The sequence below is a fragment of the Cyanobium sp. N5-Cardenillas genome (assembly GCF_024345515.1).
GTDB lineage: Bacteria > Cyanobacteriota > Cyanobacteriia > PCC-6307 > Cyanobiaceae > Cyanobium.
Genome location: NZ_JAGQBG010000070.1, coordinates 1 through 12,789, shown reverse-complemented (window position 1 = coordinate 12,789; position 12,789 = coordinate 1). Strand labels below are relative to the sequence as shown.

The window sequence follows — 12,789 nt, the reverse complement described above, 5'->3', positions numbered from 1 at the left end:
TTGCCGTTGCGGCTGCCCTCCAGCCAGAGGGTGAGCAGGGCCAGGAGCACCACGGCGACCCCCAGCAGCAGGGCCTGCACCGTGCGCACCCTGGCGCCCAGCAGGGAGAAGGAGGCCGGCAGGCCGCCCAGGGCACCGGTGGGGATGGCGTAGCTTTCGGCCCCCACCAGCAGCTGGATCAGGTTCACCAGAATCACGCCGGCCCCGAGGCTGGTGATCAGGGCCAGCAGCGGGTCGGCCCGGCGGCGGCGCAGGGGGCGGAAGGCCACCCGCTCCACCAGCAGGGCCACCAGGGCCGCCCCCAGCCCCGCCAGGGGCAGGGCGCCCCAGAAGGGCAGGGCGAAGGGCAGCTGGAAACCGGCCAGCAGTCCGTTGGCCCCCACCCCGCCGCCGATCAGCAGGTAGGTGAAGTAGGCCCCCAGGGTGAACACCGCCCCATGGGCGAAGTTGATCACTCCCAGCACCGAGAACACCAGGGTGTAGCCGAGGGCGAACAGCCCGTAGACCGCCCCCACCGACAGACCGTTGACCAGGATCTGGAGCAGGTCCACCCGGGACTTACTTGAGCAGGGCGAAGCGTCCGTTGCGCCCGCCCGGATCCATGCGCACCTGGGCCACGAAGAACTGGCTCTGGATCACCTCACCCTCGGGGGTGAAGCGGATCTCCCCCAGGGGGGTGGCATAGGTGCCGGCCAGGATCTCCTGCATCAGCTGCTTGCGGGTCGCCGCCAGGGGGGCGCCGGCCAGGGGCTGGCGTTTGTCGAGGCGCACCAGGGCCTCGCCGATCACCTGCAGGGCGGCGTAGGCCTGGGCGGTGAGCTGGGGCGGAATAGCACCGCCATTGGCGGCCTTGAAGGCCTTGAGGAAGGCCGCGTTGGCGGGGGTGTCCAGTTCGGGGCTGTAGGCCTGGGCGATCAGCAGCCCGTCGCAGTACGTCTGGCAGATCGGATAGATGTTGGGGGTGTTCATGCCGTTGCCGGCCACGATCAGGCCCCGGTAGCCCAGCTCCCGCAGCTGGCGGATCAGGTTGCCGCCGTCCACCGCCTGCAGCGACAGCACGATCAGGTCGGGTTTCTCCCGCAGGGCGGCGCTGATCTGGTTCTGGAAGTCCTGGTCGTTGAGCTGGGTGCGCTGCACGGTCACCGGATCGAGGCCCTTCTCCTTGAGGGCCTTCTGGAAGATGGCGGTCTCGGCGGTGCTGTAGGCGTCGTCCTGGGCGTAGAACACCGCCGCCCGCTTCAGCCCCGGCTGGATCTTCAGGGCCCGCTCGATGGCCAGCGGCGCGATCACCGAGCTCTGGGCCGAGACCCGGCTGATGAAGAAGCCGATCTCCGGGATGCCGGTGGCGGTGTTGGAGGGGGCCACCACCGGCACGCCGCGGCGCTGGGCGATGGGGTCGGCGGAGAAGGCCTGCTGGGACAGGGTGGGGCCGACCAGGGCCAGCACGCCCCGGTTGATCTGCAGGGTGAAGGCCGCGTTGGCCCCGGGTTCGTCGCTGCCGCTGTCCTCCAGGGCCAGCTTCAGGGGCCGGCCGTTGATGCCGCCGGCGCCGTTGCGGTGCTGGAGGGCCAGCTCCAGGCCGATCTTCTGGTCCTGGCCGTAGACGTTGGCGTTGCCCGTCAGGGCCAGCACCGCCCCCACCGGCACGCCGCCGGCCACATCCACGGGCTGGTTGGCGTCATCGGTGCCGCAACCGGCCAGCAGCAGGGTGAGGGTCAGCAGCCCCGTGCCGACCCGCTGGAGACGACCGGGGCTCACGCCAGCGAGTGGAAGACGTCGCGGAAGGCGGCGATGGTGGCGTCGATGTCGGCGTCGCTGTGGGCCAGGGAGGTGAAGCCGGCCTCGAAGGCGCTCGGTGCCAGGTAGATGCCACGCTCGAGCATGCCACGGTGCAGCCGGCCGAAGCGGGCCGTGTCGGCGGCCTTGGCCTGCTCGAAGTTGTGCACCGGCCCCTCGCAGAGGAAGAAGCCGAACATGGCGCTGATGTTGCCGCCGCAGCAGGGCACGCCCGCCTCGGCCGCGGCGGCCTGGATGCCGTCACTGAGCCGGCGGGTGATCGCCTCCAGGCGCTCGTAGCTGCCGGGTTGTTTCAGCAGCTGCAGGGTCTTGATGCCGGCGGTCATGGCCAGGGGATTGCCGCTCAGGGTGCCGGCCTGATACATCGGCCCGGCGGGCGCCACCATCGCCATGATGTCGGCCCGGCCGCCGTAGGCCCCCACCGGCAGGCCGCCGCCGATCACCTTGCCCATGGTGGTGAGGTCGGGGGTGACCCCGAAGCGGGCCTGGGCGCCGCCGTAGCTGATGCGGAAGCCGGTCATGACTTCGTCGAACACCAGCAGGGCGCCGTTCTCCTTGGTGAGTTCCCGCAGGCCCTCGAGGAAGCCGGGTTCGGGGGTGATGAAGCCCGCATTGCCCACCACCGGCTCCAGGATCACCCCGGCGATCTCACCCGGGTTGTTGGCGAACAGCTCCTTGACCGATTCCAGGCAGTTGTAGGGGGCGGTGAGGGTGCCGGCCGTGACCGCCCGCGGCACCCCGGGGGAATCGGGCAGGCCCAGGGTGGCCACCCCGGAACCCGCCTTGACCAGGAACATGTCGGCGTGGCCGTGGTAGCAGCCCTCGAACTTGATCACCTTCTCCCGGCCGGTGAAGGCGCGCATCAGCCGCAGCACCGCCATGCAGGCCTCGGTGCCGGAGTTCACGAAGCGCACCATCTCCACCGACGGCACGGCGGCGATCACCAGCTCGGCCAGCTCGTTCTCCAGCACGCAGGGGGCGCCGAAGCTGGTGCCTTTCTCCAGGGCCTCGTGCAGGGCGGCGATCACTTCCGGGTGGCTGTGGCCGCAGATGGCGGGACCCCAGCTGCCGACGTAATCGATGTAGCGGTTGCCGTCCACATCCCAGGCGTAGGCGCCCTTGACCCGGTCGAAGACGATCGGCTGGCCGCCCACCGACTTGAAGGCCCGTACCGGCGAGCTGACGCCGCCGGGCATGAGTTTCTGGGCGGCGGCGAAGATCTCCTCGGATCGGGTGGTGAGGAGAGCAGGGGCCGAGGCGGGCGCTGAAGGGGTGGCCGAACTCAAGGCGGGATCCGCGGAAGGTGGACGCTTTCGTTTCCCATCCTGACCCAGAAGGGTGCCGGGGTGCCTGGCCTCAGTAAGTTCGGAAGCAATGCCTCCCTTCCCCCGGCCCACCGGAGCCCCTGCGTGACGATCGACTGGGTCGCGATGGAGCGCCACTGCCGTGCCCTGCTGCCGTCACGGGCGGTGGTGGCGGCGCCCCAGGAGCTGCTGGCCTACGACTGCGACGGTCTCACCCTGCACCGGGCCCAGCCCCGCCTGGTGGTGCTGCCGGAAACCACCGAGCAGGTGGCGGCCCTGCTGCGGCTCTGCCACACCCGGGGGGTGCCCTTCGTGGCCCGCGGCAGCGGCACCGGCCTCTCCGGCGGCGCCCTCGCCGAGACCGAAGCGCTGGTGATCGCCACCAGCCGCATGCGCTCGATCCTGGAGGTGGATCTGGCCAACCGCCGCATCACCGTCCAGCCGGGGGTGATCAACGGCTGGGTCACCCGCGCGGTGGCCGGCGACGGCTTTTATTACGCCCCGGACCCCTCCAGCCAGGTGGTGTGCAGCATCGGCGGCAACGTGGCCGAGAACTCCGGCGGGGTGCACTGCCTGAAGTACGGCGTCACCAGCAACCACGTGCTGGAAATGGAGGTGGTGCTGCCCGACGGCACGGTCACCACCCTGGGCAGCGGCCTGGCCGAGACCCCCGAGCTGGATCTGCGCGGCGTCTTCATCGGCAGCGAAGGCACCCTGGGCATCGCCACCGCCATCACCCTGCGGCTGCTGCGGGCGCCCCAGAGCGTGGCGGTGCTGCTGGCCGATTTCACCGCCATGGAGGCCGCCGGTGAGGCGGTGCGCCTGGTGACGGCGGCCGGCGTGCTGCCGGCGGGGATGGAGATCATGGACAACTTCACCATCAATGCCGTCGACGACCTGTTCGGCCGCGACGAGTACCCCCGCGACGCGGCCGCGGTGCTGCTGATCGAACTGGACGGGCAGGAGCGGGAGGTGACGGCCGCGGTGGAGATCGCCGGTGAGCTCTGCCGCCAGGCCGGTGCCCGCACGATCCGGCGCGCCTCCAGCGAGGCCGACCGGGCCCTGCTGTGGAAGGGCCGCAAGTCGGCCTTCGCCGCCGTCGGCCGCATTACCCCCACCTATTACGTGCAGGACGGCGTCGTGCCCCGCAGCGCCCTGCCCGCCGTGCTGGCGGCGATCGAGGAGCTCAGCCGCCGCTACGACCTGCCGGTGGCGAACGTGTTCCATGCCGGCGACGGCAATCTCCACCCCCTGATCCTCTACCGGGCCGACGAGCCCGGCGTGACCGACCGGGTGCAGGAGCTGGGGGCCGACATCCTGCGTCTCTGCATCGAGGCCGGCGGCAGCATCACCGGCGAGCACGGGGTGGGCAGCGACAAGCGCTGCTACCTCGACTGGATGTTCGCTCCCGACGACCTGGCCACGATGCGGCTGGTGCGCGAGGCCTTCGACCCGGCGGGTCTGGCCAACCCCGGCAAGATCTTTCCCACCCCGCGCAGCTGCGGCGAATCGGCGCGGCGCCAGGACGCGTCGCTCACCCTGCGGCTGGAGCCCCTGGAGGTCTTCTGAGCGGGGCGTCGGACCTACGTTGAAGGGCCCTCCACCGCCTGCGCTCCATGAAGATCCGTCGGATGGCCAGCCTGGGTGTGGCGGCCTTGCTGGGTTTGGCAACCCCCGCCCAGGCCCAGTCTCCGGTCGTCAACCTGGTCGCCAAGAAGGTGATCGAGCGCTATCAGAAATCCACCTGTGACCAGCTCTGGGCCGCCCGCAGTGAGCGGCGTGGGTCGCAGGAGCAGCGGGTGCTCGACATGCTCAACGACGATCCCCAGCTGCGTCAGACCTTCATCGACCAGGTCGCCGGCCCGGTGATGAACAAGCTGTTCATCTGCGGAATGATCCCCTGAACGGGCAGCTCAGCCCACCGCCTCAGCCCGCCACCTCAGCCCGCCGCCGTGAGCCACCAGCGCCCCAGGCCCACGACCGTTGCGGCGCCGATCACGGGCAGGGCCCCTAGGCCCCGGCCCAGCAGCGCCACGGCCGCCAGCAGCACCAGCACGGCGCCGCCATCGATGGCGCCGGTGGGGGCCAGGGCCGGTCCGGCCAGGTAGAGCGCCAGGCTCACGATCACCCCCACCACGGCGGCGGTGATGGCGGTGAGGGGGGCGCCGACCCGCAGGTCCTCCCGGCTCGCCTCCACCAGGGGGCCACCGGCCAGGATGAACAGGAAGGAGGGCAGGAACGTGAACCACACGACCACCAGGGCGGCCACCACGCCGGCCGCCAGGGTGCCGCTGCCGTTCCAGCCGCCCATGAAGCCCACGAAGGCCACCACCATGATCAGCGGCCCCGGCGTGGTCTCGCCCAGGGCCAGGCCGTCCACCATCTGGGTGGCGTCCAGCCAGCCGTAGGTGTCCACCGCCCCCTGGGCCACGTAGGGCAGCACGGCGTAGGCCCCCCCGAAGCTGACCAGGGCCACCTTGGTGAAGAAGCGGGCCATGGTGGCCAGCTGGCCGTTCCAGCCCCCCGCCAGCGTCAGCAGGGTCAGGGGCAGGCCGAGGGCCACCCCGCCCCCGAGCAGGGTGAGGGCGAGGCGGCGCCAGTGGAAGCGGGCGTGGGTGGGGGTGGCTGTGGCGTCGCCGTGCAGGGCGGCGCCGGCTGTGGCATCGCCAGTTGCATCAGGCGTGGCGCTGGCGACAGCCCGCGCTGGGGCCTGGAACAGGGCCGGCCGCAGCCGGCCGCCGATCCAGCCCACCAGGGCCGTGGCGATGATCAGGGCGGGGTAGGGCACCCGGCCCACGGCCAGGGCCAGACAGGCCGCCGCCGCGATCAGCACCAGGCCGGGGTTGTGCAGCGTGCGCCGGCCCAGCCGCCAGGCCGCCTGGAGCACGATCCCCAGCACCGCCGGCTTGAGCGCCCAGAACACCGCCTCCAGCACCGGCAGCTGGCCCCAGAGGGCGTAGACCGCCGAGAGGCTCAGGAGCACCACCACCGAGGGCAGCAGGAACAGGCCACCGGCGATCAGGGCGCCGCCCAGGCCGTGCATCAGCCAGCCCAGGTAGGTGGCCAGCTGGGTGGCCTCCGGCCCCGGCAGCAGCATGCAGTAGTTGAGCGCGTGCAGGAAGCGCCGCTCCGACAGCCAGCGCCGGCGCTCCACCAGCTCGGCGTGCAGCAGCGCGATCTGGCCGGCCGGCCCGCCGAAGCTGACCAGCCCAAGCCGCAGCCAGAAGCGGGCGGCGGTGGTGAGGCTGTAGGGATCCTTCAGCACCGACAGGCACCACGAAGGCTCACAACGTAGTCAGTGGGATGTCGTCGGGAGCCCACCGGACGTCGGCCAGTTGATCGGTTTCTTCTCCCAGTTGTTGGTTCTCATCAAATCGTTCTGTCCGGGTTGCGGCTGGCTGTCCTGGTCGCTCCAGGGGCCTGGAGCCGCACCACCTCTCCGTCCACCAGCAGAACGGCTTCTCCCGCCTGCAATGGCAGCCATTCCTCGTCGGTCGTGAGTGGTTCGGTGCTGACGATCGTCACGACGTCGTCGACGCCTGCCAGCTCGGAGAAGTCGACGCTGAGGTCGTCATCCGCCAGGGTGGCCCGGCCGAAGGGAGACCGGCGTGTGATCCGGTGCAGCCGGCTGCTGGCGTAAGCAAACAGCCAGCTGCCGTTGCTGATCAGGCAGTTGAACGTGCCCTGACGCTCCAGCCGCCGCGAAGCTTCGACCAGGGTGGCGAAGGTGGCCTCCAGATCCTCCGGATCGGCATCGGCGGCGTTCAACTGCTCGAGGATCCAGCAGAAGGCGATTTCGCTGTCGGTGGATCCCTCCGGCCGAAACAGGTGCGTACCCGGCAGGGGCCCCAGCAGGTTGCCGTTATGGGCGAACACCCACTCCCGCCCGCGCCAGCGGCGATGGAAGGGGTGGCAGTTCTCCAGGGCAACCACCCCCTGGGTGGCCTTGCGGATGTGGGCGATCGAGCAACGGGAGCGCAGATCCAGGCGGGCCACCCGGGCGGCGATGGGCGAGAAGGCCGCCGGGGCGTCCTCCCGGTACAGATGCACGCCGCGGCCGTCCGGGTCGAAACTGGCCACCCCCCAACCATCGGCGTGGACTCCGGTGGCGCCGCCCCGGCGGGTGAGGCCATGGAAGGAGAAGCGCATGTCGGTGGGGGTGTTGGCGCTGAGGGCCAGCAGTTCACACATCACCCGAGGTCCACCGAGGCCCCCATTGTCTTCGCCCGGGCCCGGGCCGGTTCCCTAACGTTCGCGTCGGCACGGCAGGACAGCCATGGGGCGTTGGCAGGCGTTTCTGGAGGCCCCCGCCTTCTGCATCAATCTCGAGCGCCGTACCGATCGCCGCGACGGGCTGCTCGCGCGCCTGGGGGAGGCTGGCTTCACCCGGGTCTCGATCTGGCCCGCCGTCGATGCCCGATCAGAGAATCTCGAGGCCCTGTTCGACCGCCACGGCCTGGGCCGGCCGATGGATGTCGATCGATTTCCGGCCCGCCGCGGTTCCCAGGGGTCCCTGCTCTCCCACCTGGGCCTGCTGGCCCATGCCATCGAGCGGGACCTCCCCCTGCTGCACATCTTCGAGGACGATGTCTTTTTCCCGCCCATCTGGACGACCCATGCCAGGGCCTTCCATGACGCCACCCCCGCGGACTGGGACCTGCTGTTTCTCGGTTCCCAGATCCTCTACGAGGAACTGCCCTGGCCCAGTCCCTTCCGCTTCCTCGATCGCCATCCTCGCCTGATGTCCGCCACCCGCCGCTTGGCCTCCCGGCCGACGCCGCTGCTGCAAGACATCGTGCCCGGCCCGCTGTTCTGCACCCACGCCTACACCCTCACCCAGGCCGGATGCCGTCAGTTGTATGGCTGGCTCACCGGCCAGCGGGTGGTCTACGGGTATGACTTCATGATCTGCGACGGCATGCGGAATTCCCCCCGCGTCAGTTCCTTCCCCCTGAAGTGGTACGCCTGGAACAGCCTGCGGCTGTGTCCCGACCCGGCCTGCCGCGGCACCGATCCGGCCATCACCCGGCGCAACCGGGGGCTGGTGTTCCAACTGGAGGAAGATGGCCCGGGTGTGGTGGGAGACAAGCTATGAGAGGCTTTGGCGAAAGGCCTCGGGGAAAATGGGCCGGGGCTCTCCTGAGGCGATCGCGGCGATGAATTCCCGTGCCAGGGAGAGGGACTCGGCGATCACCTGGTGCATGTCCATGTATTTGTACAGCCCCAGTCGGCCCATGAAGCTGGTTTTGTCGGTCTGCAGGCAATCGCCCAGGTAGCCGTGCATCAGGGCCTTGTCGTCCGCCAGGCGCTTGGGGTAGTAGGGCTCATCCTCGGTGCCCGTTTCCTTGCTGTATTCCGTGAACACGATGGTTTTGTCGTGCTGCTTCCAGTATTCGTAGTGCTTGTGCTCCCTGCGGCGGGTGAAGCCCACATCCAGTGAGGGAAAGTTGATTCCAGGATGGCCCAGGGCATCCCCTGTTTCGATCTGCCGCTCCCAGAACACGGTGCGATAGCCAAGCCGGCCCCGCCGGTGGCCGAAGAAGCCATCGAGGGGGCCTGAGTAGAACATATGGTCATAGGAGAGGCCATCGGAGGGTCGCCAGCGGTGGTTGAGGCTCAGGGAGATGCGCGGGTGGTCGAGGAGCCGCTCGAAGACGGCGGTGTAACCGTCTTTGGGGATGCCCTGGTAAAGGGAGGAGTAATAGTTGTCGTTGTAGTTGAAGCGCAACGGCAACCGCTTCAGCACGGAGGCCGGGATCTGCCGTGGATCGCAGCCCCAGTGTTTCTTCGTGTAGCCATGGAAAAACGCCCGGTAGAGCTCATCGCCCATGTAGTGCAGCGCCTGCTCTTCGAAGTTCCGGGGCTCCTCGATGTCTTGGCGCCGGATGCTGTCGACGAACTGCCGGGCTTCCGATGGTGAGAACTTCTTGCCGAAAAACTGGTTGATGGTATGCAGATTGACGGGAAGGCTGAAGATTCCCTTGTCGATGCTGGCCTTGGGGCGGTTGATGAACGGCATCATCTCGGTGAAGCGCTGCACGTAGTTCCAGACGTTCAGATCGCTGGTGTGAAAGATATGGGCTCCGTAGGTATGCACGGTGACGCCCGTTTCCTGCTCCTTGTGGGTGTGGCAGTTGCCGCCGATGTGATCCCTGGCTTCAACCACATCGATCTGGTGATCGGTGTGATCGGCAAGTTCCCTGGCCAGCACGGCGCCGGCGAAGCCGGATCCAACCACAAGAAAACGCATGACGGAAAGCCTTGGAAAAAACTCAGAAAGTGATGCGATGGGGGAGTCTTGATTCGATGAAATCTCGGTAGTCGTCCAGGCGGGTTTCGGGTCGGATCTCGATGGATTTGGAGGCCGTGTCGTAGTGGCGGAAGCGCTTCATGATGCCGGTGAAGTGCTGTTCATCGCTGGCATCCATGTAGTCGACGGGGTTGGTGTTCTTGAGGCCGTGGTGGCGGATCGTCCAGCTGAGATGGGGCGGCAGAAAGGAGCGGAACCGCAGGTAGCCAAACTCGCAGTGGTTCCACTGGCAGATGTGCTTGTCGAGGCCGGTCCTGGCCCTCGGCGTGAGGATGGCATTGGTGCCCACCACGTTGGCCGGGTCCTCACTGGTGAGCAGCAGCAGCTTGCCGAGGTCATGGAGGAGGGCCAGCAGCAGCAGATCGTCGTCCAGCACGCCATCGCCGACCATCGCTTCGATCATCTGCAGGCTGTGGGTCAGCTGGCTGGCGCAGCCCAGCCGATTGTCGGTCGGATCCAGGCACTCCCCCAGCATCCGGAACAGCTCCATCGGGCGCAGGCTGCCGAAGACCGGCCTCCGATACCGGTCGTTGAGGGCCTCCACATCGACGATCGACTGCTGGTCATGGCGATCCAGGATCTGCCGCTGCAGGGTCCGCTGGCGCTCGGCGGCCCGGTGGGCGGCCGAGTCGGGGGGATCGAGCTTGACCAGGCCGAGGCCGGCCGCGGCCAGCCCCCTCTCCAGCCCCCGGCGCGCCCGCCCTTTCAGCCGGGGCACCAGGTGGCTCGGCAGCAGCGAAGGGGAGAACAGCAAGGCGGCCGCAGCAGCGGGTTTGGGGCAGCCTATCGAGCGTCGTGGGCCGCGCCTTCCGCACAGCCCCCGGGCGGTTCGATCTGGATCGTGCTGTGGGTGATGCCGAGGTCGGCCAGCCTCTGCTGGGCCAGCTGCAGCAATTCCCCATCATCTCCGCCAGCGGTGGCGCGGCTCAGGTGGGCCGTCAGGGCGGTGCGGGAGGTGCTCATGCCCCAGACATGCAGATGGTGCAGGTTCTCCACGCCGGGCAGACTTCGCAGGGCCGCCTCCACCGCGGCCAGGTCGATGCCCCGTGGCACGGCGTCCAGGGAGGCACTGAGCGCCTCACCCAGCAGCTCCCAGCCGCTCCAGGCCACGGCCAGCCCCACGCCGATGGCGGTGGCGGCATCCAGCCACGGCCAGCCCAACAGCCCCACCAGCAGGGCGCTGACCAGCACGGCGGCCGAGACGGCGGCATCGGTGAGCAGGTGCACCACCGCCGCCCGCCGGTTCAGATCGTGGTGGTGGCCGCTGCCGAACAGCCGGGCCGACAGCAGGTTGACCACGATGCCGGCCGCCGCCGCCCAGGCCACCGGACCGCTCACCACCGGCACCGGATCCAGCAGCCGCTGCACCCCCTCCACGATCACCACCCCGGCGGCCATCAGGATCAGGGCCGCGTTCATCAGCGAGGCCAGCTGGGTGCTGCGGCCGAAGCCGTAGGTGAAGCGGGCCGTGGCCGGCCGGGCGCTGAGCCGTTCGGCCCCCCAGCCGAACAGGAGGCCGGCCACGTCACCGAGGTTGTGGATGGCATCACCGATCAGGGCCAGGGAGCCGAAGCCGATGCCGATCGCCAGCTGCAGCCCCGACAGGGCGCTGTTGAGCACCACCCCCCAGAAGAAAGCCCTGGGTGCGCCCCGTTCCCGTTGGTGATCGTGCGGGGAATGGGAATGGGACGCCATGCAGGCGTCTTAGCAGCGCTGGCGTGTGTTCAGCCACAGCGTTCCACGCCGATTCTCGATACCTTCGCTGTGTTGCCCGGGGGCCCGACAGGGGAGCGGGCGTGCCATGTTTTTCATCGCCGTTGCCCGGCTCCTGCGTTCGATCTCCATTCCATGGCCCATCACCAGATCCTGATTGTCGGCGGAGGCGCCGCGGGCCTCACCGTGGCCAGCCAGCTCAAGCGGGCGCGGCCAGGCCTGGAGATCGCCATCCTCGAGCCCTCCCCCGACCACTACTACCAGCCGGGCTGGACCCTGGTGGGCGGCGGTGTCTTCACCCTGGAGCAGACCCGCCGCGCCGAGGCCGATCTGATCCCCGAGGGGGTGCGCTGGATCCGCGCCGCGGCCGCCGGTTTCGATCCGGTGGCCGGCACCGTGGCCTGCAGCGATGGTGAAACGCTCCACTACGACGTGCTGGTGGTAGCTACTGGCATCAAGCTCTGCTGGGATCGGATCAAGGGGCTGCCGGAGGCCCTCGGCTCAGGCGGCGTCACCAGCAACTATTCCAAGGATCTGGTCGATTACACCTGGACGACGATCCAGGGCTTCAGAGGCGGTAACGCGATCTTCACCTTCCCCGATACACCGATCAAATGCGCCGGGGCGCCCCAGAAGATCATGTATCTGGCCGACGACGTCTTCAAACGTTCGCCTGCGGTGGCGGCGGCCACCAAGGTGATCTTTGCCACGGCCACCCCGGGGATCTTCGGCATTCCCACCTTCGCCGAACCCCTGCGCCGGGTGGTGGCCCGCCGCGGCATCGAGCCCCACTACCAGCACACCCTGAAGGAGGTGCGTGCCGCCAGCAGGGAGGCGGTGTTCGCCGTCAAGGACGGCGACACGGTGCGGGAGGAGGTGCTTCCCTTCGGGATGCTGCATGTCACCCCGCCGATGGCGGCCCCGGATGTGGTGGCCACCAGCCCCCTGGCGGTGGCGGGCCCGGGCGGCTGGGTGGACGTGGACAAATTCACCACCCAGCACGTGCGCCATCCCAACGTCTTCTCCCTCGGCGATGTCTCCTCACTGCCGAATTCCAAGACCGCCGCTGCGGTGCGTGGCCAGGCGCCGGTGCTGGTGGCCAACCTGCTGGCCCACCTCGATGGCCAGCCCCTGGCCGCCCGCTACGACGGCTACGCCTGCTGTCCGCTGATCACCGGTTACGGGCGCGTGATCATGGCCGAGTTCAACTACGACGGCCAACCCGTGCCTTCCTTCCCCCTCGACCCCACCCAGGAGCGCTGGAGCATGTGGGTGGTGAAGAAGGATGTGCTGCCCTGGATCTACTGGAACCGCATGCTCAAGGGCTATTCCCACGAACGGCGCTTCATGCCTGGGGTGGCTGGCTGAGATCGCTGCTGGGCTGCTTGAGGTGGCCCAGGCGATGTTCCAGGCCGTGGAGCATCTCCAGGGCGAACATCGGCAGTTCCTGGAGGGCGAACAGGAATTCCTCCCGGTTCATCTCCAGCAGCTGGGTGTCCCGCAGGGCGGTGGCGGTGCCGACGCGTCGGTGCTGGTTGTCCACCAACGCCCCCACCCCGAAGCTGCTGCCAGGGCCGAGGGTTTCGCCCTGGTGCTCCTGGCCCCAGTCGATCCCCACCTCGCCATCGACGATCCCGAAGACGGACGCCCCCTCATCACCCGTAC

The 12,789-nt window shown here is 68.9% G+C and carries 13 protein-coding genes; 4 read left to right on the top strand and 9 right to left on the bottom strand.

What is annotated here, in order from left to right:
- The 3 genes from KBZ04_RS07560 to hemL form a co-directional block, all read right to left on the bottom strand.
- Positions 1 to 551 (bottom strand): branched-chain amino acid ABC transporter permease (locus KBZ04_RS07560; protein WP_409995944.1); only part of this gene is annotated, 551 nt, incomplete at its 3' end.
- 7 nt (positions 552 to 558) lie between these two features.
- Entirely contained in the window at positions 559 to 1,758 is a 1,200-nt protein-coding gene (locus KBZ04_RS07555; RefSeq protein ID WP_254991339.1) for an ABC transporter substrate-binding protein, read from the bottom strand.
- On the bottom strand, positions 1,755 to 3,083 hold the full coding sequence (gene hemL / locus KBZ04_RS07550; protein ID WP_254991338.1) for a glutamate-1-semialdehyde 2,1-aminomutase: 1,329 nt from the start codon (positions 3,081 to 3,083) through the stop codon (positions 1,755 to 1,757). Before hemL ends, KBZ04_RS07555 begins: the two co-directional genes overlap by 4 nt.
- 144 nt (positions 3,084 to 3,227) lie before the next feature.
- Here hemL and KBZ04_RS07545 point away from each other — a divergent pair, with 144 nt between their 5' ends.
- Both KBZ04_RS07545 and KBZ04_RS07540 read left to right on the top strand, forming a co-directional pair.
- Positions 3,228 to 4,670 (top strand): FAD-linked oxidase C-terminal domain-containing protein, encoded by a 1,443-nt coding sequence (locus KBZ04_RS07545; RefSeq protein ID WP_254991340.1) that lies wholly within the window; start codon positions 3,228 to 3,230, stop codon positions 4,668 to 4,670.
- Positions 4,671 to 4,717: 47 nt separating this feature from the next.
- Complete coding sequence (locus KBZ04_RS07540) at positions 4,718 to 5,005, top strand: hypothetical protein (protein WP_254991337.1); 288 nt, start codon at positions 4,718 to 4,720, stop codon at positions 5,003 to 5,005.
- A 35-nt stretch (positions 5,006 to 5,040) separates the two neighbouring features.
- On the opposite strand, the gene chrA is transcribed toward KBZ04_RS07540, so the two are convergent.
- Complete coding sequence (chrA, locus tag KBZ04_RS07535) at positions 5,041 to 6,366, bottom strand: chromate efflux transporter (RefSeq protein WP_254991336.1); 1,326 nt, start codon at positions 6,364 to 6,366, stop codon at positions 5,041 to 5,043.
- A gap of 104 nt (positions 6,367 to 6,470) precedes the next feature.
- On the bottom strand, positions 6,471 to 7,292 hold the full coding sequence (locus KBZ04_RS07530) for a class II glutamine amidotransferase (protein ID WP_254991334.1): 822 nt from the start codon (positions 7,290 to 7,292) through the stop codon (positions 6,471 to 6,473).
- 85 nt (positions 7,293 to 7,377) lie between these two features.
- On the opposite strand from KBZ04_RS07530, the gene KBZ04_RS07525 reads away from it, so the two are divergent.
- Positions 7,378 to 8,196 carry a glycosyltransferase family 25 protein gene (locus KBZ04_RS07525; RefSeq protein ID WP_254991332.1) on the top strand — a complete coding sequence of 273 codons (819 nt, stop codon included), beginning with the start codon at positions 7,378 to 7,380 and terminating at the stop codon, positions 8,194 to 8,196.
- On the opposite strand, the gene KBZ04_RS07520 is transcribed toward KBZ04_RS07525, so the two are convergent.
- The 3 genes from KBZ04_RS07520 to KBZ04_RS07510 are packed head-to-tail and all read right to left on the bottom strand — an operon-like array spanning position 8,191 to position 11,106.
- Positions 8,191 to 9,351, bottom strand: coding sequence for a UDP-galactopyranose mutase (locus KBZ04_RS07520; protein ID WP_254991331.1), 1,161 nt, complete (start codon positions 9,349 to 9,351; stop codon positions 8,191 to 8,193). The genes KBZ04_RS07525 and KBZ04_RS07520 overlap by 6 nt on opposite strands.
- Positions 9,352 to 9,373: 22 nt before the next feature.
- Positions 9,374 to 10,165: an inositol oxygenase family protein gene (locus KBZ04_RS07515; RefSeq protein WP_254991329.1), complete on the bottom strand. Its 792-nt coding sequence runs from the start codon at positions 10,163 to 10,165 to the stop codon at positions 9,374 to 9,376.
- Positions 10,166 to 10,194: 29 nt separating this feature from the next.
- Positions 10,195 to 11,106, bottom strand: coding sequence for a cation diffusion facilitator family transporter (locus tag KBZ04_RS07510; RefSeq protein ID WP_254991328.1), 912 nt, complete (start codon positions 11,104 to 11,106; stop codon positions 10,195 to 10,197).
- Between the two features lie 153 nt (positions 11,107 to 11,259).
- Here KBZ04_RS07510 and KBZ04_RS07505 point away from each other — a divergent pair, with 153 nt between their 5' ends.
- Positions 11,260 to 12,492 (top strand): FAD/NAD(P)-binding oxidoreductase, encoded by a 1,233-nt coding sequence (locus KBZ04_RS07505; protein WP_254991326.1) that lies wholly within the window; start codon positions 11,260 to 11,262, stop codon positions 12,490 to 12,492.
- Here the strand turns inward: KBZ04_RS07505 and KBZ04_RS07500 are convergent.
- A partial coding sequence (locus KBZ04_RS07500) for a cyclic nucleotide-binding domain-containing protein (RefSeq protein WP_254991325.1) occupies positions 12,470 to 12,789 on the bottom strand: 320 nt, incomplete at its 5' end. The genes KBZ04_RS07505 and KBZ04_RS07500 overlap by 23 nt on opposite strands.

What these genes read in the sequence shown, in the direction of transcription:
- KBZ04_RS07545 (WP_254991340.1), top strand. Translation starts at nt 3,228, where the DNA reads ATGGAGCGCCACTGCCGTGCCCTGCTGCCGTCACGGGCGGTGGTGGCG.
- KBZ04_RS07540 (WP_254991337.1), top strand. Translation starts at nt 4,718, where the DNA reads ATGAAGATCCGTCGGATGGCCAGCCTGGGTGTGGCGGCCTTGCTGGGT.
- KBZ04_RS07530 (WP_254991334.1), bottom strand. Translation starts at nt 7,292, where the DNA reads ATGTGTGAACTGCTGGCCCTCAGCGCCAACACCCCCACCGACATGCGC.
- KBZ04_RS07525 (WP_254991332.1), top strand. Translation starts at nt 7,378, where the DNA reads ATGGGGCGTTGGCAGGCGTTTCTGGAGGCCCCCGCCTTCTGCATCAAT.
- KBZ04_RS07520 (WP_254991331.1), bottom strand. Translation starts at nt 9,351, where the DNA reads ATGCGTTTTCTTGTGGTTGGATCCGGCTTCGCCGGCGCCGTGCTGGCC.
- KBZ04_RS07510 (WP_254991328.1), bottom strand. Translation starts at nt 11,106, where the DNA reads ATGGCGTCCCATTCCCATTCCCCGCACGATCACCAACGGGAACGGGGC.
- KBZ04_RS07505 (WP_254991326.1), top strand. Translation starts at nt 11,260, where the DNA reads ATGGCCCATCACCAGATCCTGATTGTCGGCGGAGGCGCCGCGGGCCTC.